General features: G+C 59.2%; 1 protein-coding gene. It reads left to right on the top strand.

The window, feature by feature from the left end; translation table 11 throughout:
* The first annotated feature begins 51 nt into the window (after positions 1 to 51).
* Positions 52 to 25,527: a LamG-like jellyroll fold domain-containing protein gene (locus HFP54_RS18310; RefSeq protein WP_168566259.1), complete on the top strand. Its 25,476-nt coding sequence runs from the start codon at positions 52 to 54 to the stop codon at positions 25,525 to 25,527.
* The last annotated feature ends 274 nt before the right edge of the window (positions 25,528 to 25,801 follow it).

The following is a 25,801-nucleotide window of genomic DNA, read 5'->3' as shown; positions in this document are numbered from 1 at the left end:
TCTGTTGCCCCGTCGGTGATCCGATGATCCAAGCCCCACCGGATGGCGTTGATGGCCGACAAAAAGAAACGCGTTTTCGACTTTTACGCGCTCGAAGACCGAATCCTGCTCAGCGGCGAAAGCCCCGACCAGGTCCTCGGTGACGCCGACGCCGCGGTCGATGTCGATCTAGAAGCGCTGGCTGATGGTCTGGGCGATGCCGATGGACATGCCGAAACGCACACCTACAGTCCGCCGCCGGGCCCCGCGGACGATTCGTACCTGTCGATCGCCACCAGCGAGGATGACAGTTTCGATGGATCCCAAGTGGCCGACCCCGTCGATGTCGACGGCGAACCGATCGATCCGGCCCGCCCGCTGGAAGTCGTCTTTGTCGATCAGGCGGTCGATGATGCCGATATGCTGATCAACCATCTGCGTTCGAGCACCGACGACACCCAGTGGATCATCGTCCGCATCGCATCCGATCAAAACGGATTGGATGCGATCACCGAAACACTGAATCAGCTGTCCAGTGTCGACGCCGTGCATCTGGTCAGCCACGGCGATGCGGGAACGATCCGGCTGGGCAACGCCGAACTGAACCTAGACACTGCACCGGAGTACGCCGGCGACATCGCGTCGTGGGGACATGCGATGGATGCGGGTGCCGACATGCTGGTGTACGGCTGCGACCTAGCCGCCACCACCGACGGACAGGACTTGATCGAACTGTTGGCGTTGGTCTGCGATTGTGATGTTGCCGCGTCCGATGACGTCACCGGACACGAGGATCTGGGTGGTGACTGGTTGCTGGAATACACCATCGGGGATGTGACGACGGATGTCGCGTTTGGATATGCGGCACAGGTGTCTTGGCACAGCACGTTGGACATCACCAGCAACCTAGTCGTGCATCACGAATACGACACGTCGGGTTCGCTGACGGAAACCGATGCGTCGGGAAGTGGTAACGATGGAACGTGGGTCAATGATCCGGCGTGGACCAGCGATGCGGCCGTTGGTGAATACGCGATGGACTTTTCGCAGGATGCTCCTGGTGCGAACGCGGTCGTTGAGATCGCGGATGATCCATCGTTGGACTTTAGCGGCGATTTCACCGTTTCGTTCTGGTACAACGCGGACGCTTTGCAAGGCAACTCGACTCGCTTGATCGGATCGCACGACGGCAGCGATGGGTTCTCCATCTACACCGACAGCGATGGAAGCCTGACTTTCTTCCTGCAAGGCAGCACCTCTTCGGCCGCCACTCTTGCGGGATCCGGTTTCGTCGCCGACGGCAATTGGCATCATGTTACCGCGACTCGAAGCGGAACGGATCTGCGTCTGTACGTTGACGGTACGACCTCTGGCCCAACCACAGCCAATGTCGGCGTCGTCGATGTCAGCTCGACCGTCACGATCGGCGGCACCAGCGTCGCAGCAACTGATTACGAAGGCAAGCTGGACGACGTTCGCATCTACACCCGTGCGATCTCGGACAATGACGTCAATTCATTGATGGCCAAAGGTGCGGGCATCCAAGTCGACACGTTTGCCGACACGCTGGACGGAGACACCAGCAGCCTATCGGCGTTGTATGCCGACAAAGGCGTGGACGGATTCATCTCGCTGCGCGAAGCAATTATCGCAGCCAACAACACCGACGGTGCCGACACAATCGTGCTGGGATCGGGCACGTATTCAATGGATGTCACCGGTGATACCGAACAGTTCGCAGCGACCGGTGACCTGGACATTCTGTCGGACATCACGATCACCGGCAGCGGTGCGGGCGACACGATCATCGACGCCTCGGGGATGGCCGATCGGGTCTTCCATGTCACGTCATCCAACTCGCTCACGCTCAGCGATTTGACGGTGACCGGCGGAGAAGGTGACGTCTACGAAGCGGGAGCCGTCTTCAACGAAGGCACACTGGAGGCGACCAACGTCGTGTTCCAGGACAACACCGCAATCAATCAAGCAGGCGGAGCAATCTACAGCACCGGCACGACGACGTTGACACAAGTTTCTTTGATCAACAACGCGGCCAGCGACGGTGGTGCGTTGAACGTGGACGGCGGTGTCACGACATTGACCAATGTCACGATGAGCGGAAACACGTCAACGTACGACGGCGGAGCCATTCGTGTTAATTCGGGCACGTTGAACGTCGACTACTCCACCATCGCGGCCAACGAAGCGACCAGTGGAAACGGTGGCGGGATTCAGGTCATTGCGGGCACGGTCAACGTGACCAACTCAATCATCGCGGACAACGTTTCCGCGTTTGGTGGAGCCGATGTCAACGGAACACTGGCCACCAACACCAACAACCTGATCGAAGACAACGGCGGCGTTCTAGGAACCGATCCGGTTCTTTCCGCATTGACGCTTGATGCCGCCTCGGGTCAGTACTACCACAGCATCACGGATAGCAGCGCCGCGCATGATGCCGGTGGTGGAACGCCACCAACCACGGACATCCGTGGTGAGGCTCGCGATGCTTCCGCCGACATCGGTTCGTATGAATACGTCCCTGAGGCTCCGTCGGATTTGGCCATCACGTCGACGACCAATGGTGGAATCAGCATCAACCATGATGGCGGAAACGATGCGTATTTTATCGCTGACGACGGCGACGCGATCCTAGGCGGATTGACCGCGTTGACGTTGGAGATGCAATTCAATTCGACGTCGATTGGCAATCAATTCACGTTCTTTTCGTATGCAACGAGCGGAGACTTCAACGCTTTGGCTGGCTTGGTCAGCGGCACGACGTTTCAGCTTCATATCGGCGGAAACAACTACGCGTTCTCCGGCTTTGACATGACGTCGTTGTCGGATGGCCTGGAACACAGTCTCGCGGTGACCTGGGACAGTGCCACCGGCAATGCAGCTTTGCTGATCGATGGGGATCAGAAAGCAACCGCGACCGGAGTTGCGACGGGGCTGTCCATTGACACCGGCGGGACGCTCGTCTTTGGGCAGGAACAGGATGCTGTCGACGGTGGGTACACGACGACGCAAATCTTCCGCGGCACGCTTCATGACATTCGGATCTTCAACGAAGTCCGGACGGACGCAGCCATCGGGTCCAGTTACCGAAGCGACTTGCCTTACGACGAAACGGGACTGCTCGCCAACTGGCAATTCAATGAGTTGTCCACCGGCGGCGTGGTGACCGACACGGTCAACGGAAACAACTTGAAGCTCAAGAGCGTCGACAACGGCTCGTTCACGCCGTCCACTCCAACGCTGAATCTCAGTGTTGACGAAGATGTCACGACCGGCGAAGTCATCGGATCGGTGACCGGCACCGATCTGGAACGCGAGGCTTTGATCGCTGCGCTGTTGGCGAGCGATCCGGACCTGGTCTACTCAGCTGAAACCGATCAGTTTTACAAGGCCGTTTGGGCCAGCACGAATTGGAGTACAGCGTCAACGCAAGCATTGGCAACGACGTTGAACTCCGTCGACGGTCAGCTTGCCACAATACGCTCTGCTGTCGAGCAGCAGATCGCAGCGACCTTCTCGGCCAGTGGTGACCTGTGGATCGGTGCAACCGATGAAACGGTGGAGGGCGAACATCGGTGGGTGCAGGACGGAGTCGAGGCTGATCAATTTTGGTCAGGTGATGGAGGTGGCTATGCCGTTGATGGTGCCTACTCAAATTGGCTGTCAGGCCGCCCCGACAACTCCAACGGCAATCAGCACTACGTTTTTGTCCGTAGCGACGGCTTCTGGAACGAAGAAGATGCGGCGCATGTTGAGAACGGTTACCTGGTCGAATGGGACGCCGACGAGGTGCTGGATGCTTCCGAAGCCCTTACCTACACGATTCAGTCTCAAACCGTTGCCGGTGCCTTTACGATCGATTCCGATAGCGGCCAGATCACCGTCGCCGATGGATCACTGATCGACTACGAAACCAACGCCAGCCACACCGTCACCGTTCGCGTCACCGACAACGATGGTGGCACATACGACGAAGCGTTCACGATCGCGGTCAATGATGTGGACGAATCGGAAGTCGCCCCAACCGACCTGTCCGGAGGTATTGCGCTGAACACCGACGGCGGCAATGATGCCTACCTCATTGATGCGGCCAGCGGCGTGCCGTACTGGGACGCGCTGGAAGCGATCACGATGGAGTTCCAAGTCAGTGATCTGCAAACGCCTGACACCATTTCGACGTTCTACTCCCGTCGGTCGGCGGGATCGGGGTCCTATTTCGGTGTCGAAGCGGACGGGACGCTCAACTGGACCGGCTTCACATCCACGGGCACCTATACCGAACTGTTCGATGGTGAATTCCACAGCGTCGGTTTCTCATGGGATGCTCCCAACGGCGATTTGCGGTTTTATATCGACGGCGAACTGGTCGAGATCGTTTCGACTCCGACACAACCGCAAACCAACGGTGGCGGCGACTTTGTCTTGGGGCAAGATCAAGGGACCGAAGGTGGCAGCTTTGACGCGACCGAATCTTTCTCCGGCGTGTTCCATGACGTTCGTGTTTGGGATCACGTGCGTTCGATCGAAGAAATCTCCCACAGCTATCAACACAAATTGGATGTAACGGCCCTCGAAGCGGCCGCGATCGGTTTATTGGCCAATTGGCAGATGGACTTCAACGGTTCCAACGAAGTCGTCGACATCGTCAACGGATATACCTTGGCAATTGGGCATGCGACCGAGAGCGGATTCACCGAAGGCAACGCGCAGGACGGGCTTCACATCGCGGAGAACGCCACAAGTGGTACAGCCGCAGGTCACGTGATCGCGACCGATCCCGATGTCGTCGTGGACCTCGTCAACGACGGCTTGTTTATGGATGCCCCCGACCCGGGTTCGTACACCCGCTACACCACCGGCCAAACGTTCGGTGGTTGGACGGTGGAAAGCGGCAACGTGGATTTGCTGGGTTCGATCGTTGGACCTACCGAACTGGGCGGTCGATCGGTTGAACTCAACGGCGACACCGAAGGCGCGATCGTGCAGACGTTGACGACCGAAATCGGCAAGCAATACCAAGTCATCTTCAGCGCCGCGGGGAACTTCAGCGGTGGTGCGGACCACATTGATTTTCGTGCCAGTGCCGGTGGCGTCTCCGAAGATTTCGTGATCACCGAGGGTACTGGTTGGTCATTATCGAATCTCTTGCCGCAAGCACTTTCACTGACCTTCACCGCCGATTCCACTTCGACCGACCTGCGTTTCGAATCGTTCACATCAGGACCATTTGGAGCCGGCATCGGCGATGTGCGTGTGATCGAGGTCCCCGAAGCGGTCTCGGTGATTCTGCAAAGCGACAGCACGCTGTCATACAACGCAGGCACGGGCAAGTTCTACAAGGTGGTCACGTCGGGAGCCGACGTTGCGACAGCCATGAACAACGCAGCGGCCGACAGGATCAACGGGGTCGAAGGTCAATTGGTCACCATTCGAACCGAATACGAAAACAAGATTGTTCGAGACTTGGTCGATCACATCGGCGGTAACTATCACATGGGGGCGACCGACGCGACCAGCGAAGGTGCTTGGAATTGGATCGATGATGGCGTGGAAGCCGATCGCTTTTGGAACGGAACTGCCAGTGGGTCGGCACCGAACGGAGCCTACGCCAACTGGGCAGGATCAGAACCCAATGACGCCGGTGGGGAAGACTACGCGGTATTCATCTCCTCCACCGGTCAGTGGGCAGATGCAAACGGTTCTGACGTGATCGGCTACGTTGTCGAGTGGGACGCCAGCGAAGTTCTTTCCAGTTACACGTTCAGCCTGACCGATGACGCGGGCGGACGTTTCGCGATCGATAACGCGACGGGCGAGATCAGCTTCACCGGCGTCGGCTATCTGGATCACGAAGAATCGCCAACGTATGACTTGACGGTTCAAACCACCGACGCGGCCGGACACACATTTGCGCAGACGGTCACGGTCGCAGTCGACAATCTTCCCGATGAATCACCCAGCAATGTGGTCCCCAGTGGGCAAATCCTGAATGAAGATTCCTCGTTGACATTCAACGATGCCAACGGAAATGCGATCGTGTTGCACGACGACGTGGGCGAAAGCATGCGGGTGACGCTGTCGGTCGGTGACGGCACACTCACGCTTTCGCAAACCGACGGGTTGACCATTGTCGGTGGAGGCGATGGCACGGCGACGGTGACCGTGACCGGTTCTTTGGAAAATATCAACGCGGCGTTGGAAGGACTGCGGTATGACCCAACGGCCGATTTCAGCGGTGGCGACTTGCTGACGATCACTTCGCAGGACGAGCAAGTTTATCAACTGAACATCGACGCGAATTTGGAAGCGTTGTTCCAATTCGACTCTGCCGATCCGGCCAATGACTCCGGACCGGTCGGAACCAACAACGGATCGATGATCGGTGCGACGGTGACCACCGATGCGGACTACGGTGACGTCTTGTCGCTCAACGGCGATGGACAACGCGTCGAGGTTAGCAATCTGTTGACGCAACCCGCCAACGTCACCATCGCGGCTTGGGTGAACCTGACCGCGGCCGATACGCAGGGTGCCACCGTGGTTCAAATTGGTTCGAACATGGGACTGCGTTTGGACAATGCGTCGGGACAGATGGTCGGTTTCTTTCACGACGGAACGGACCCACAATCGGTGACTTTCGACGGCACGGTCGCCGGCACCGGGTGGCGTCACGTTTCTTTCACGTTTGACAACCTTGCCGACACCGCTTCGCTGTACTTGGACGGCGAATTGGTCGCCACGAAAACGATCGGCACTTCCATCAACTATACCGGCGCAGTGACGCGAATTGGCGGGCTTGCTGTCGACGGCTACGACTTCAACGGAACGATGGACGACGTGCGTGTCTATGACCGCGCACTGACTCAAACCGACATTGCCTCGCTCGCAGGTGTTCCCGGCTCAGCCGAAGCGACCGACACCGTTGCCCTCACGGTCACGCCGATCAACGATGCGCCGGTGCTGGACAACTCCGCGTTCTTTCACTTGACCGGGATCACCGAGGACGACACCAACAATAGCGGCAACACGGTCGCGGAAATCATCGCCAGCGATGGTGGTGACCGAATCACCGATGCCGATGGCGACCCGGAAGGCATCGCGATCTTCTCATCAAGCAGCACCCACGGAAAATGGCAATACAACACCGGATCCGGTTGGACCGATGTCGGCACCGTGTCGCTGACCGAATCGCTGCTGCTTCGTTCGACCGACAGCCTGCGGTTTGTTCCTGACGGCCAAAATGGCGAGAACGCAACCTTTGTCTTCGCCGCTTGGGATCAAACGACCGGATCGGCCGGCACCAAAGTCGACACATCCAGCTACGGCGGCACGACCGCGTTTAGTGATGCCACGGACACGGCCAACATCTCGGTGTCATCGGTCAACGATGATCCGACCAACGCCGGTTCGCTGCCGACTGACATTACGGTCACCGAAGACGTCGCCAGCCAGTTGGATCTCTCATCGATTGACCTGAGCGATGTCGATCACGGCGGCGGCAACCTGACGTTGAAACTGAGCACCGATGCAAACGGCGAGATCACCGCCGCCGCGATGGCCGGCATCACGATCACGAGCAACGGCAGCGATGCAATTGAGTTGACCGGAACGCTGGCGGACCTGAACACCTATTTGGACAACACGACGAACCTGACTTTTCTGCATCCAACCGCGAATCTAGCCGGGGATAACGCGGACATCCTGTACGTGGTGATCAACGACAACGGCAACACGGGCAGCGGTGGCGGAGGCAACGTCAGCCTGGGCAACGTTAACATCGACATCTCCAACGTCAACGATGCACCAGTGATGACGCCATGGGGCCCGGTCTACAACACCACCGAAGATGCGGCGGCTTTCAATGCCCCTGTCTCATCGGTTTTGCAGTCGAGTGTTTCCGATGTCGACCCGGGTGCGGTGGAAGGCATCGCGGTCTACGCAGGCAGCGGCGATGGCGGCGTGTTGGAATACAGCACCAACGGTGGCGGCAACTGGACCGTGATGCCCGCATTGGACGCCAACAACGCGTTGCTCTTGCGTGCCACCGACCTGATCCGGTTCACGCCCGACACCGAAAACGGCGGCACGATGACGCTGGACTACTACGCTTGGGATCAGACAACCGGAACGGCGGGCACATCGGTTGACGTGACCACGCGAGGCGGAGCGACCGCATTCAGCACCGCGAACGATACGGTGACGATCAACACCACCAGCGTCAACGACGAACAAGTTGTCACCACGAACACCGGCGTGACGTTCGCGGAAGGTTCGGGTGGCACGATCACAGATGCGATGCTGGAAACGACCGATGTCGACACTAATGACACTCCGGACCAGTTGGTTTACACGCTGACCAACAATACCGATTATGGCGTGCTCTATCTCGATGCCGTCGCCTTGGTCACAAACGATACGTTCACCCAGCAAGACATCGATTTGGGCCGATTGAGCTACAGCCACGACGGAAGCGAAAACCATAGCGACGACTTCGACTTCACGGTCGATGATGGCGAAGGTACCACCAGCAGCGGCCAATTCAATATCACCATGACGGCTGTGAATGACGCGCCGGTCGCGTCGTCTATCGAAGGCACAGCGCTCGACTACACCGAAGACGACGGGGATGTTGCCATCACCGATTCGTTGACGCTCAGCGACGCCGACGACACAGATTTGGAATCGGCGACCGTGTCGATCACCGGTGGGTTCAGTTCCACCGAAGACAGTCTCGTTTTCGCGGACCAAAACGGCATCACCGGTTCCTACGATTCCGGCACCGGTGTCTTGACGCTGACGGGAACCGCGACCGTCGCCGAATACCAAGCCGCTCTCCGGTCGGTCGCGTACAACAACAGCAGCCAGAACCCTGACGCGACGACTCGAACGGTGCAGTTCGTCGTCAACGATGGCGAAGCGAACTCGTTGGCCGCCTCGCGCGCGATCACCGTCACCGCCGTGGTCGATCGTCCAGAGATCAACAACCTGCACGGCGACACCTACAACTACACCGAGGGTGAGGGCCCGGTCATCATTGACCAAGGCACCGCTGCGGTCGTTTCCGACGATGACAGCAGTGACTTCGATACCGGGACGCTGACCATCGACATCGTCTCCGGCGGCGATTCCGCCGAAGACGTCTTAGCGGTGCAAAACCAAGGCACCGGTGCCGGACAAATTGGTGTCTCCGGCAGCAACATCACTTACGAAGGCACGACGATCGGTTCCTTCACGGGTGGAACATCGGGTTCCGCGATGGTGATCACGCTGAATGCCAACGCCGATGCGACAGCCGTTACTGCTCTCGTGCGAGCCATCACCTACGAAAACGTCGACACGATTTCCGCAACAGAAACCGTCCGACATATCGAATTTCGAATGACCGATGGTGACGGTGGAACCAGCCTGGTGCGATCGACCAGCATCAACGTTGGAGTCGCCAACAACGCGCCGGTGATCACAGCGGCGGGGGGCGGCGATTCTTATACCGAAAACGGAACCGGAACGTACATCGAAAACACGTTGACGATCACGGACGGGGACAGCGGTGACTTCTTTGGTGGCACACTGACGACGGACATCGTCACCAACGCACAATCCTCCGATCGCATTTTCATCCAAGCCGGCAACAACGTCACCACCGCCAGCAACCGGGTTTACTACGATTCCGGCAGCGGTGCGACCGAAGTCGGAACGTTCACCGGCGGTAACGGCGCCACCGCTTTGGTGATCACGTTCAACCATGACGCTGACGCCACCGCGGTCGAGGCCGTCGCACGCCAAGTCTCTTTCCGTAACCTCAGCGACACGCCGCTTGCCAATCAACGCACGATCGAGATGACCGTGACCGACGGCGATGGCGGAACCAGCAACACGATCAGCCGCACGATGGACATGACGCTGGTCAACGACGCGCCGGTCGCCACCATCACCGCCGACAATCCGACGTTCACTGAAAACGCCGGTAGCGTGGGAATCTTCAGCAGCACGTCGATCAGCACCGTCGAAGGCAGCGACCGCGTCAACTCGATCGAACTGACGGTGTCTGACCTGGAGAACGGAGCCCATGAAATCCTCGTCATCGACAGCCAATCCATTGAGCTGACGGATCTGAACAGCGAAACGACCAGCAACCGCAGTTACGACGTCGACGTCACGGTGTCGGGAACCACCGCAACGGTCACGATCAGCAAGACAGGCGGCTTCACCGTCGCGGACGCCAATGCGTTGCTGGATAGTGTGGCCTACAACAACACCAGCGAAATCGTCACCAACGGATCGCGCACCGTCACGCTGACCACGGTCACCGACGACGGGGGCACGGCGAACGGCGGATCGGACACCGGAACCATCAACTCGGCATCAACGATCACCGTCGTGGGCTTGAACGATGATCCGTACAACAACGGCACGCTGCCAGCCAACTTCACCATTCTGGAAGACACACTTTCGGATTTCGTCTTCACCGGATTTGACCTCCGCGATGCCGATGGTGAAAACGGCGAAACTCTGACGATCGAGCTGTCGACGGCAACCGGTGGTCTGCTGTTCGCATCGGACGCGGGCGGCGTGACCGTGACCGGCAACAACAGCGACACGATGACGTTGTCGGGCACGCGAGCGGACCTGAACACGTTCATGACCAGCAGCGGTCGCGTGCAATACCAACATGGCGTCACGCATACCGAAGGCACGGGCGCCGACACGATCACCGTCGTCGCCAACGATAACGGCAACACCGGAAACGGCGGTGGCACCGACCGAACGCTGGGCACGGTCCAAGTCAACATCACCAACATCAACGACGCTCCAAGCGGCAGCGACAACACGATCACGATCAACGAAGACGCCACGCACACATTCACGCTGGCCGACTTTGGCTTCAGCGATATCGATGGAGACACACTCGAATTTGTTCACATCGACACGCTGCCCGGCAGCGGCACGATTCTTTACAGCGGTTCGGCATTGGGTGCGGGCAACTTCGTTCATTTCAGCGACATCAACAGCGGGCTGCTGACCTACGAACCCGTCGCTGATGAAAACGGCACCGGCTACGCCAGCTTCACGTTCCGCGTCCAAGACGACGGCGGCACGGCCAACTCCGGCGTCGACACCGATCCGGTTGCCAACACTTTGACCTTTGACGTCACGCCGCAAAACGATGCGGCAACGATCTCGACCGGCTTTGACGAAATGGTCGGCGAATTCGGTGGCAACACGACAACCTCGGTGATCGGCAAAGCGACACTCGAATCGACCAACATGATTGCGATCGATTCGGACCAGACGTACGAGTTGTCGGTGACCGCATGGTCGGGCGATGGCGTGGGCGGCAACTATGACGCGGGCGAAACGCACTATCTGGGTTTCTACAGCTACGACATCGACGGCAATCAAATCACGTCGAAACACACCGGGAAATACGCTGGAGCGGTCGACACCACCTTGGCCGTGGATTTGGTCGCCGGTGCAACGCAAATCGTCTTGAACGATGCGACCGGTTGGTACGACGGTGGATCGGACACGAACCGATCGCTGGCCTGGTACGGCTACACCAATAGCCTGGGCGAAACCTACGCCGATTACACCTACACCCGAAACACGTTGAACGACCTGTGGGACGAGAACGCCATCGATCACGTGACCGGCGTCATCACCCTGCGTGAAGCCTGGTCTGGGCCGACGATTCTTGCCGGCGAAGCGGTTCGCAACATGTCACCGACGGGCGGAACGTACCAATACCCGTTGTTGTCCAACGGACCGATCGACGAAACCGGTGGCGACTATTCCATCGTGATCGGAGGTGCCAACGATACCGGCGCGACCAGCCAAACGCAGTTCCGTCACGGCACCGCCTACATCGCGCCGCTGGTCCTGGCCAATTACACCGGCACCAGCAATCAACTGAACATCAGCGATTTCAGTGTCACGACTCAGCAAGGCACCACGGTGTTCACCGAAGACGCCGGACCGATTGCGATCATCGACGACGACTTTGCGATCACCGACATCGACGACACCCACGCTGAATCCGTCACGGTCACACTGACCAACGGCAAGATCGGCGACATCCTGAACGTCAACGAAGGTGCCATCAACGCACTCGGAATCTCGGTGGCCGGCATCCCCACCGGCAACCTGACGGCGGACGGCTCGATCACGTTGACGCTGACCAGCGACACGCCCGACAGCGTGACGTTTGCGGATTACCAAACCGCGCTCAACGAAATCACGTTCGACAATAACAGCCACGATCCGGACACCACCGATCGCACGATGACCTTCGTGGTCAACGACGGCGACGTCGATTCGGCGGCCGAAAACCTGGTCATCAAAGTCCACGCGGTTGACGACGCACCCGTCGTTTCCACGACCGCTGACAATCCGACGTTCACGGAAGGGGGCACGGCGGTTTCGGTGTTCTCGGGCACCACAATCGACGCTGTCGAACTCGGCGACACGATCGGATCCTTCGAAATCTCCATTGCCGGTATTTCCGATGGTGCTCATGAGCAATACCGCGTTAACAGCGAATACATCGAACTGGTCGACGGCAACGAAGGGACCACCGACACCTCCGGATTCAGCTACAGCGTCAGTGTGAACGCGGGCGTTGCGACCCTGACGATCTCGCGTGATTTCGGCATTGGCTCCGGCACCGCCGCGGCATTGATCAACAACAGCGCCTATCAGAACACCAGCGAAGCGCCCACGGGGACCACCCGCACCGTGACCTTGGAATCGGTCACCGAATTCGAACAAGACGGCGTCAACGACACGACGGTTGTCGGCACGCAATCGGTCATCACGATCGCCGGTGTCAACGATGCCCCCGAATTCGTCGGACCGGAATTGATCAGCAACGGCACGTTCGACACCGACTTGAGCGGTTGGTCGACCTCCGGAGCAGTCGCCCACATCGGTGGCGAAATGAACTTTGGTGGGGGCAACGCCGTGGGGCCACACACGGCCTCGCAAACGATCGCTACCGAAGCCGGCCAGACTTATCGATTGACATTCGATTATCGCGACGGTTCGGATCTGAAAAATCAATCCATGCAAGTCACCGTCGACGGCGACAGCAATCTGCTGACGACTTCGCACATCGTTACCGACATTGATGGCAACACGTACGTGCGATACGAGTACACGTTCACCGCTGACTCGGCCGCATCAACGATCACCTTCACCGACACATCCGACACCGCCGGGGTGTCCGACGATACCAACAACGTCGACGGCCGCGTTGACAACGTCTCGGTCCAACAAATCAATGGCCACGTCGGCACGGTCAGCTTCACCGAAGGCGGATCCGCTGTGGTTCTGGACGGCGACCTAACGCTGTTTGACGAAGAAATCGCCGCAGGATTGGACAACTACGACAACACCATTCTGCGAATCTCACGTGACGGTGGAGCCAGCGTAGACGATGTGTTCGGCGGTAGTGGCAACCTGGCCGCGTTGACCGAAAGCGGAAGCGTTGTCCTGAGCGGCGAAACGATCGGTACCGTCGAACAGAACTCAGCTGGACAACTCCGACTGCGATTCAATTTTAACTTGGACGCGGCCAAACTGAACGAAGTCCTGCAGTCGATCACGTACGAAAACACCAGCGACGCGCCGCCGGCCAGCGTGCAACTGAACTGGGAGTTTGACGACGACAACTTCGGCACCCAACAAGGCACCGGTGGCGAGCAAACCGGCACGGCTTACACCATCGTCAACATCACCGGGATCAACGACGCACCGGAACTGGACAACAGCGGCACACCGACCGTCACGTCGATCACCGAAGATCAAATCAACAACGGCGGCATGACCGTTGCCGATTTGTTGGCCACCGGTGCGGGCGGCGACCCGATCAGCGACGTCGATGGCGATCCGGAAGGCATCGCGATCACCGGCCGTACCAACGGCAACGGTCAATGGGAATACAGCATCAATGGCGGGACGAACTGGAACGCCATCGGCAGTGTGAGCGACTCAAACGCACGACTTCTGCGGTCAACGGATCTGGTCCGATTCAACCCCGACGGCGAAAACGGCATCACTCAAACGATCACGTTCCGTGCTTGGGACCAATCCAGCGGCACCGCCGGAACCTTCGCCGACACGACGACCAACGGCGGCACGACGGCATTCAGCTCCGCCTCGGAAACGGCTCAAATCACGGTGTCGGATGTCAACGACGCGCCCGTTCTGGACAACAGCGGCACGGTCACGATGACCAGTCAGGCCGAAGACGCCGGCGCCCCGTCCGGCGCGGTCGGTTCGGTGATCACCGACTTGGTTTCGCTCAGCGGCAATGTTTCGGATGTGGACGATGGTGCGGTCACGGGGATCGCGATCACCGCCGCCGACACGACCAACGGCACGTGGTGGTACAGCACCAATGGTGGAACGAATTGGAACGCACTGGGCAGCGTCAGTGATGCGTCGGCACGCTTGCTGACAGCCGACGCAAACACCCGTGTGTACTTTCAATCCGACGCCGACTTCACTGGAACGATCAGCGACGCGATCACGTTCCGAGCCTGGGATCAATCGGCGGGCACCAACGGTTCGCTGCAAGACGCCAGCACCAATGGCGGCACGACCGCGTTCTCGTCCGCCACCGAAACCGCGGACATTGCCATCACGCCGGTCAACGACGCACCGGAGCTGGATTACAGCTACACGACCTCATTCGACACGATCACCGAAGACGACATCGACAACGCGGGCCAAACCGTTGCGGATATCCTCGCCTCGTCCGGCCAAGATATTTTGACCGACGTCGACGGCGACCCCGAAGGCATTGCGATCATCATCTCCGATCCTTCCAACGGAACTTGGGAATACTCGCTTGACGGCGGCACCAACTGGACCGACGTGGGCGTGGTCGACGGCAACAACGCCTTGTTGCTGCGATCGACGGATCTGTTGCGGTTCAACCCCAACGGTGAACAAGGCACCACGACCGCGGACATCGGATTCCGGGCCTGGGACCAAACGGTGGGCACCGCCGGAACGAAACACAACATCGCGGGTGTGGGTGGGACGACGGCCTTCAGTTCCAGTACCGAAACGGCGTTGATCGTGGTCACCGATGTGAACGATGCACCGATACTCGACAACTCCGGTGCGCTGTCACTGACCACCCAAAACGAGGACCCCGGTGCGCCATCCGGCGCCGTCGGCACTGTCATCACCGACCTTGTCAGCCTCGGTGGCAACGTGACTGACGTTGATTCGTCACCACAAACCGGCATCGCGATCACCGCCGCCGACACGACCAACGGGACTTGGTGGTATTCGACCAACAACGGTAGCACCTGGAACGCACTGGGCAGCGTCAGCGACGCGTCGGCTCGAGTCCTGAACGCCAACAGCAACACGCGAATCTATTTCGAAGCCGATGCGGACTTCAACGGCACGATCAGCGACGCGATCACATTCCGAGCTTGGGACCGCAGCACCGGCAGCAATGGTTCACTGCAAGACGCCAGCACCAACGGCGGCACCACCGCCTTTTCCAGTGCCACCGAAACCGCGGACTTGACCATCGCCGCAGTCAACGACGCGCCCGTGCTGGATGACACTTACCTCTACACGCTGACTTCGATCAACGAAGACGCCACCAACAACGCCGGCCAAACCGTCGCGTCCATTCTCTCCAGCAACGCGGGATTCGGAATCACCGACACCGACGCCGGTGCATCCGAAGGCATCGCGATTCGTGCGATCACAGCCAGCAACGGTCACTGGGAATTTTCGACCGACGGCGGCACGAACTGGAACGATGTCGGCACGGTATCGTCCACCAGTGCGTTGGTGTTGCGTGACACCGACCATGTTCGCTTTGTTCCCGACGGTGTGGCCGCCGAACAAGGCAATTTCACTTTTGTCGCTTGGGATCAAACCGACGGGTCAACGCCAGGCACCAAAGTCAACGCCAGCACGACGGGCGGCAGCACCGCTTTCAGCGACGAGGCCGGTGTTGCCAGAATCAACGTCACCGAAGTCAACGATGCACCGTCGGGGACCGACAACACGGTGTCCACGCTGCGCGACCAAGATTACACCTTCACGTTGGGCGATTTCGGATACAGCGACATCGACGCGAACACGTTCGCCAACCTGATTATCAACTCGACCACCGGCGTGGGATATCTGTACCTCGATGCCAACGCCGACGGCGATTACGACGCGGGCGAAGAACTATCGGCGTCCGATTCAGTCAGCCGTGCGCAAATCACCGCCGGTCGTTTGATGTTCACGGCGATCGCGGGCCAAACCGGAACGGCCTACGACAGCTTCACGTTCCAAGTCAGCGATGACGGCGGCGTCTTTGACGGTGGCGTGAACACCGACCCCACGCCGAACACGATGACCATCAACGTCGATGATGCCTATCGGATCGAAGGAAACATCGTCGAAGACATCAACGGCGATTCGCAACTCGGTGACGCGGTTGGACTCTCGGGTGTCACCGTTGACTTGTACGAGGATGTCGATGACGACAACGCGATCACCGCGGCGGACACGCTGATTGCAACCACCACGACAGACGTCAATGGTTTCTACCAGTTCAACAGTCTGCTGGATGACACTTACTTTGTCGTCGTTGATTCGCGAACGATTGCTCCATCGGCTGGCTTGAACGCGACGTTCAGCGCGACCGATGTATGGGCGGAACAAACTTATGGCGTCGCCGGTGCTGCCGATGGCGCAGGTTTCTTGGCCAGCAGTGGTGCACTCTTTGGTGGCCGTGCGGCGGATGTATCCGACGACGCGAGTTCCCTGTTGACCGCCGAACATGTGACGCGAGTTTCCGTCAGCGGATCGGACACGGCGAACATCGATAGCGGTTTCAGTTTCAACGTTGTGACGGGTGTTCGTGACGGCGACGACGTGGGCGGCGAAGGACGCAGCGTTCAAGGCAGCTTCCGCCAGTTTGTCGATAACGCCAATGCGATCGCCGGCGGAAACGAAATGCGATTCGTTCCCGGTGTCGCCGCCAACGACACCGACGGCGGTGGCAACGATTGGTGGACGATCCAATTGACTTCGCTGCTGGCTGACATCGAAGACATCGGAACGATCATCGACGGGACCGCTTATTCGGCCGACGACGGCACCACCGTGCTGAATTCCAACGCCGGGCAAATCGGCAGCGGCGGAACCGTCGGACTGGGCGTCGATGGCGTGTTGGGCACCGGCGACGATGTCACGCTTTCGCAATTCGAACGCACCGAACTGGAATTGGTCGGCGTCGCCAATGGCGTTCGCACGTTGGTCTTCACAGGCGACGATGCGGAACTGCGTGACGTTGCGGTTCGCAAAGACGCCGACGGCACGACCAACAGCGGCATCGTGTATTTCGAAGGCGACAACGCCGTGATGTCGGATAATCTGCTCGGCACCTCCGCCGACGGAACGCAATACGCTCAGACCGGAACCAGTGGCAACTTTGCCGCGTTCAGCGGAGCGTCGGGGGCTTCGGTTACCGGCAACTACTTCGGCGTTTCCGGGGCCGCGATCGGAACCGCACTCAGCGTCACCGATTCCACGGGAGCGACCGTTTCAGGAAACGAAATTGACGGTGCCTTTCAGTTCGGCTTGAGTGCCTACAGCGATGCGGCGACCGTGTCGGGCAACCTGATCGACGGCATCACGTCCGGTTTCGGCATCGGAACGTTCTACGGTCCACGCATCGGCGTCACCATCGAAAACAACACGGTCCGCAACACGACCGGTTACGGGGCGATCGTCGCCGGATTCGGCTCGGTCGACACAACGATTCGATACAACGTCGTCCACACCAATTCCAACGCGATCGTCATTCGCGGCGATGGTTCGGGCCACGAAGAAGCGCAGAACGCTGTCATCTCGATGAACTCGATTTACGGCAACACCAGCGAAGGCATCGACAACAACGACACCGGCGTGAACGACGGCTTTCTAGTGGCGACTGACGCCAACGACGGCATCGATCACCCGATCATCGAAACAGCCAACCTCGTCGGTGGGAACCTGAGCTTGTCGGGATACGTTGGTGCGGCGGCGAACGACAGCGATTTCGCCGGCGCGCGGATCGAGTTCTTCGAAAGCGATGGCGGTGGGGAAGGCCAGCGGTACCTCGGATTCCTGACGACCGATGCGAGCGGCAACTTCTCCGGAACGCTTTCGGTCACGGGCGTCATCGACACGGACCAAATCGTTGCGACCACGACGATGACGGGAGTCGGCACGTCGGAGTTTGGCAACGAATTCGATGTCAACGTCACGCCGCATGACCTCAATCCCAACGCAGCTTCGGTCGACGAACACACCGATACCAGTGGCGGTCACGCTGTCGCAACACTGCTGACCAGCGACAACGATTCCGGTGATACGGCGACCTACACGATCGTCGGTGGCGCCGATGCGGGCGTCTTTTCGATCTCCGGCGATCAATTGATCCTGACCGATGGTGTGTTGGATTTTGAAAGCCAATCGTCGTACACCGTTCGCGTCCGCACGACCGACTCCGGTGGCCTGTTCCGCGAAGAAGACATCGTGGTTTCCGTCAACGATCTGAACGACGCACCGACGGTCACCAGCCCCGCGACAGCAACCGTCAACGAAGGCGGTTCGCTGACATTTGACATCTTGGGTGCAGGCGTCTTCGACACCGATGATGCCGATGGCGATAACTTGACCGTCACCGTGACCGCCGATCACGCCGCGATCGCTCTTTCGCAAACAAGCGGACTGACCGTCATCGATGGCGACGGCAGCGATGGCACGTTGCAGTTCAGCGGCAGCACGGCCGACATCGACGCGGCCCTGTACGGTTTGGATTACGACTCGCAAGCCGGCTACAACGGCAGTGCGTCCCTGGTCGTCTTGGTTGACGACGGTTCGCTTACCGATTCAACGACGGTGGCAATCACGGTCAATCCTGGCCAAACCGTGTTCGTTTGGGATGGCGGCGGAGCAACCAACGACTGGACCGATGCGGACAACTGGAACCATGACTTGGTCCCCGAAGCCGACGACATCGTGGTCTTTGACGCGACCAGTACGAAAGACTCGACACTGGATGCCGCGTTCGCCGGATCGATTAGCGAAATCCAAGTCAACGCGGGCTATACCGGAACGCTCACGTTCGATCGAACGCTGACCAACACTGGCGACTTCATCATTGCCGACGGAACCGTCGACACCAACGGACAAAACGTCGACACGGATGGCATCCTCAACATCACTGGCGGAACGCTGACGATCGACGGCAGCACGCTGAATCTGGCTGACGACTTCATCCACTCCGGCGGCACGCTAAACACCAACGGTTCGGCGTTGTACTTCGACGGCACCGGCGACCGCAGTCTGCAAACGTCGGCGCAGATCGACAACATCGAAATCGATCACGTTGGCACGTTGACTATCCTGAGCGATCTGTCTTTCGCCGGCGACTTCACGCACAGCCAAGGCAGCGTCGACTTTGATGGTCACGAAGTCAGCGTGTCGGGAACGTCCGGTCAAATCGTTGATGCCTCCGGAATCACCTTTGACGACTTTGAATTCAACAACAGCAACACCGTCACCATCGTTGGCGGACTCGATATCGATGGCGATCTGACCTACACCAACGCCGTCACGATCAACGGTGCGGGCGTGACCGCATCGGGAAACGTCACGACGCTCGACAGTGCCTGGTCGGGTACCAGCGTGCTGACTCTCGATGGAACCACCGACCAAACGATCTCGACCGGTGGCGGCACCGGAGAACTGGGCAACCTGGTCATCAACAAAGCCTCCGGAACCGTTCGGTTGCTGAACGATATCGAACTCGGCGGTGATTTCACTCACACCTCCGGCGGATGGGATACCAACGGTCAAGTCGTCGAGTTCCAAGGTCATAACACCACGATCGATGCCGGTTCGGCAACGTTTGACGATGTGATCCTGAACAGCACCGTTGCGGGATCCCGCGTGATCGTCGGAACGCTGGACGTCGACGGCGACTTCACCTTCACCAATGCGGGCACGCTGAACAGCGGCCAGATCACCGTCGCCGGCGACATCAACTACGGCGATGACAGCTACAGCGGCACGACGATGATCATCGCCGACGGCACCGGCGATCAAATTGTTTCGGCAACGACCGGCACCGCGAAAGCCGAACACCTGACGATCAACAAGGCGTCCGGCACGCTGACGTTCGGCACTGACCTGACCATCAATGGCGTTTTGAATCATGTCGCCGGAACCGTTGCCGATCTGACGCACACAATCACCTTCGGCAACAACTCGGGAACCATCACCGCGTCGTCGATCAACTTTGATGACGTCATTTTCGATTCCAACTACAGCAAAAACATCTCCGGCGTGCTGAACGTTGGCGGCGATCTGACCATCACCAGCGTCAATGCATTGAACGTCGGCGAGATCCGCGTCGCGGGCAACATCACGTCATCGGACACCAGCGTCGGCGGCAACTCGCAAATCACGCTGAACGGAACCGGCACGCAAACGATCTCCGGCGACGACCTTTCCGATGGCAATCTGAACATCGACAAGACCACCGGCACGGCGATCCTGGCCGATGACTTGGTGCTCAACGGAACTTCGCAAGACCTGAACGTGATTTCGGGCACGTTGGACTTGAACGGTTACACGATCAACGCGACCGGCGAAGTCGTGATCGACGACTCGTTGCTGATCGGCACGGGCGCGATCACAAACGATCTGACGCTCGACAACGACGCGATCGTTCGTTTGTCAGCATCCTCCACCAGCGTTTACGAATCGATCGCGGTCGGCGGCACATTGACGTTGGGTCTTGGCGCGCAATTGGAACTCGACCTCACCGGCATGACGGCGGGCGGCTACCTGCAAGACATCTTCACGTCCACGACGTTGGCCGGAACGTTCGACGCGATCACCTTGCTCAATGACTCCGTCGGCTTCACCGTCTACGACGAATACGACTCGCCGTCCGGTGCCGTCGATATCTTCTTGAACAGCAACCCGACCGGCAGCATCGGCGACGTCACTGTCAACGAAGACGCACCGGACACGGTCATCGACCTCGATGCCGCGTTCAGCGATCTGGAACACGCCGACAACGAGCTGACCTACAGTCTGATCGGCTACAGCAGTCCCGCGTTCCTCGATTCCGCTAACATCGACAACGGTGCGGGAACGTTGACGTTGGACTACGCCGCCGAGCAACACGGCACGACCACAATCACCGTCCGAGCCACCGACGCTCGCGGCGAATTCACCGATGTGACCTTCAACGTCACCGTCAACTCGATCGAAGACGCCCCGATCATCAGCGGCGGTCCCGCCACGTCATCGCTGACCGAAACCAACAGCGGCCTAACCGATTCAGGCACGTTCACAGTCAGCGATTCCGACAACGCCGACAACGTCACCGCCGCCGTCGACAGCGTTGCCGTCTCAGGCACCGGCGCATCCAGCGTTCCCGGATCGCTTGACAATGCGACGTTGCAAAGCTTCCTGTCCGTCTCACCGACCGCGATCCTGGACGGTACCGAAACGACCGACACGCTGACGTGGAATTTCAACAGCGGCACCGAAGCGTTCGACTTCCTAGCCGACGGCGAAACGCTGATCCTGACCTACACCATCAGCGCCACAGACGATTCCGCCTCCACCCTGTCCGACACCGAAACCGTCACGGTCACCATCACGGGAACCAATGACACGCCGGATGTCTTCGTCGATACGGGTGACAGTGCCGCGGAAACGCTGACCGAGACCGACACCACATTGACCAGCAGCGGAACGCTGACGGTGAGCGATTCCGATTTGACGGATATCGTGACAAGCAGTGTGACGGGAGTCGTCACCGGCGGAACCACAACCGGCCTAGGCAGCGACAACGCCACGTTGCTATCCATGTTGTCATCGACCGCGAACGTGCTAGATGCGACCGAGTTGACCGACACGTTGACGTGGAACTTCAACAGCGGTGGTGAGTCGTTTGACTATCTGGCCAGCGGTGAATCTTTGACGCTGACTTACACGATCGAAGTCACCGACAGTCAAGGTGCCACCGACACGCAGAACGTCACCATCACCATCAACGGAACCGCCGACGCACCGGTGATCACCGACGGTCCAGGCACGTCCAGCCTGACCGAAACCGACAGTGGACTGACCGACACCGGGACGCTGACGATCAGCGACCTTGACCGTACCGACAACGTCACCGCCGCCGTCGACAGCGTTGCCGTTTCTGGCAGCGGCGCGTCCAGCGTTCCCGGATCGCTGGACAACGCGGCTTTGCAAAGCTTCCTGTCCGTATCGCCGACAGCGATATTGGACGGCACCGAAACGACGGACACGCTGACCTGGAACTTCAACAGCGGCACCGAAGCGTTCGACTTCCTAGCCGACGGCGAAACGCTGATCCTGACCTACACCATCAGCGCCACCGACGATTCTGCCTCCACCCTGTCGGACACCGAAACCGTTACCGTCACCATCACCGGCACCAACGATTCGCCGTTGATCACGGGCGGCCCGGCCACGTCGGGCTTGACCGAAGCCGACGCGGGACTGACCGATACCGGAACCTTCACGATTGACGACGCCGACCTGACCGACAACGTCACCGCATCGGTTGACAGTGTCGCCGTTTCCGGAACCGGTGCAGGCAGTGTTCCACCCGCACTGGACAATCCGACGTTGCAAGGATTCCTGTCCGTATCACCCAATGCCATCTTGGACGGTACCGAAACGACCGACACGCTGACCTGGGATTTCAACAGCGGCACCGAAGCGTTCGATTTCTTGGCCGACGGCGATACGCTGATCCTGACTTACACCGTCAGCGTCACCGACGATGCCGGCACACCGCTGTCGGACACCGAAACGGTCACAGTGACCATCACCGGAACCAACGACGCGCCGGTGGCAACGGTCGACAGCGGCACGGCGGTCGAATCGGGCGGCGTCGGCAATTCGGTCCCCGGCAGCGATGCGCTGGGCAACGTCTTTGACAACGATACGGACGCCGATTCGGGCGACGCCGCGACCGTGACCGGCGTGGCCGTGGGAAGTCAACCCAACGCCAGCGGCAATGTGGGTGCGCCCGTCGGCGGTTTGTACGGCAACTTGGTGATCCAGTCCGACGGCAGCTACACCTATCAGCTGGACGAACTGGATCCGGCGGTGCAAGCGTTGCGGACCAGCACGGACACTCTCAGCGACGTCTTCACTTACACCATCCGTGATACCCAGGGAGCCACGTCCACCACCCAGATCACCATCACGATCCGCGGATCCAATGACGCCCCACACGACTTGATCGATCCGGGGTTGTCGGTGATCGAAGACGCCGCCGACACCACCCCCATCGGAACGATCGGATCCAGCGACGTTGACGCGTCCGATTCGGCCACGTTCAGCCTGGTCGACAACGCGGGCGGTCGATTCGCCATCGACGCTTTGACGGGGGAAGTCAGCGTGGCGGATACTTCATTGCTGGATTATGAATCCGCGGTCAGCCACGACATCATCGTCCAAGTCACCGACACCGCGGGGGCAAGCTATACCGAAACCTTTACCGTCACGATCACCGATGCGAACGAGCATGCCGTCACCGCGCCGGCGGATACCGACGGATCAGTCAATCGTGTCATTGAAAATGCGGCGACCGACACGCTGGTCGGGATCACCGCATCGGCCACCGATTCCGACGGCACCAACAACACGGTGACGTACAGTCTGGCCGACAACGCGGGCGGACGATTCAAGATCGACGCGATCAGCGGTATCGTGCGAGTGGCCAATGGTGGATTGTTGGATTACGAATCCGACACCAGTCATGACATCGTCGTCCGCGCCCATTCAACGGACGGGTCGACCGCCGACACGACATTCACCATCCAAATCACCGACGCCGACGAATTCGACGTGACCGCGCCGGTAGATTCCGATGTGGTAACGAACACCGTCGATGAAAACAGCCCGATCGGAACTCCGGTGGGAATCACCGCCGACGCGATCGATTTGGACGGAACCAACAACACGATCACCTATCAACTGACTAGCAATCCGGACGGCCTGTTCCAGATCGATTCGGTCACCGGACAAGTCACCACAGCCGCGTCGATCAATCGCGAGATCCATGGTGCCACACGCACCATCATCATCGAAGCGTCCAGCAGTGACGGGTCGGTCGCCAGCCAGTCGTTCAATATCGCCATTGGTGACGTCAACGAATTCACCCCCGTCATCACCCCGGGGCAAGTCATGACGATCAATGAAAACTCACCCAGTGGCACCGTGGTCGGTTCCATGGTTGCACAAGACGCCGACGCAACGACGACTTTGCAGAACTGGCAAATCGTTGGTGGCGACGCTGTGGGTCGATTCCAGATTGATCCCAACACCGGCCAAATCACTCTGGCGATCGCCGACCTGGATTTCGAATCGACCGACAACTATTCACTGGACATTCGCGTCAGCGACGCGTACTTCAACAGCCTGGTTGAAACCGTATTGATCAATGTGAATGACGTCAACGAAGCCCCCGTTGCGGACACCGAATCGTATCAAACGCTGGTCGACCAGCCGGTGACGTTGAACGGGCCCGGCGTGCTGAACAACGACTTTGACGTGGATGGCGATCCGTTGCACGTGGTTCTGGTCACGGCGCCCTCGCACGGTTCCGTTACGGTCAATCCCGACGGCACCATCATCTACACCCCATCGACGGCCTACTTTGGCACCGACCAATTCGTCTATCGTGCCAGTGACGGATCATTGGAAAGCGGTGACACGGTGGTCACGATCGAAGTCCAGGCGGCACCGCCCACCGGCGGAAGTGGTGATGGAGACGGCGGCGACAGCAACAACGACAACAACAGCGATACCGATACGGACACCGATACAGACACGGACACCGACACGGACACCCAAGACAACGATTCCTCCGACTCCGGTGACGGTGGTGAAGGCGGCGAAGGAAGCTCCGATGCAACCGATGGTGTCGCATCGCCGACCGGATCGAATGAATCGAGCGATGAGGCCTCTTCCGGTTCGAAAGATTCGGCGGCGACCATCACGACCGGTGGAGGCACGGTGAAGGGCAATGGCGGTATTGGTGTCCGAAACTCCATGGCCCAGCAAGCCAGTTTTTCGACCGATGTCGGTGGGTCGATCCGTCTGGGCAAAGACGCCGACTATACGAGACTTGGGTTCAGTACGACGGAAATTCAGCTGATCGACCGAATCCGCACGTTGGACCTGCAAAACGCCGTCGTCTGGCAACAGTGGGAACAGATGCAGGATGAAAACCAGACCGAACAGTCCGGTGGTGTGATTGTCGGCGGTGCCGCGACCACGTTGGGCTTGGCGTCGTTGGGTTATGTCCTGTGGACCCTGCGTGGCGGGATGTTGATCGCGACCTTGGCGGCCGGAATGCCGTCCTGGAAAGTCGTCGACCCGTCGGTGCTGCTTTCGGGTTACCGCGCCGGTTCGGACGAAACCGAAGACCGCATCGACGAAATCTTGAAATAGTGGTCCACCGCGAACGGACTTGGCCACTCGGGTGCCCGGGACGACCAGCCGTCACAAACGGAATATTTGACAAGGTCGATTCGCCGCATCCGCTTGTCCGGCCCTGTCCGACATTCCCACACCGCCGTTCACCAAACACAGGTCAACACTTAGATGGACGATTGGCGTCACTGATCCGGACGGCGCCGACGAATTCCATGGGGCAACCACGTTCGTTCGGTCCTTCGAACGAACGTGAAACCGGATCGCACGGGAAAGGGAATCGAAATTGTTT

It is taken from the genome of Crateriforma spongiae, from assembly GCF_012290005.1.
In the GTDB taxonomy this organism is placed as follows: domain Bacteria; phylum Planctomycetota; class Planctomycetia; order Pirellulales; family Pirellulaceae; genus Crateriforma; species Crateriforma spongiae.
The sequence above is the reverse complement of the archived record's forward strand: the minus strand, read 5'-3'. Positions and strand labels throughout refer to the sequence as shown.

Excerpts from the sequence above, each read along its gene's own strand:
- HFP54_RS18310 (WP_168566259.1), top strand. The coding sequence starts at position 52 with ATGGCCGACAAAAAGAAACGCGTTTTCGACTTTTACGCGCTCGAAGAC.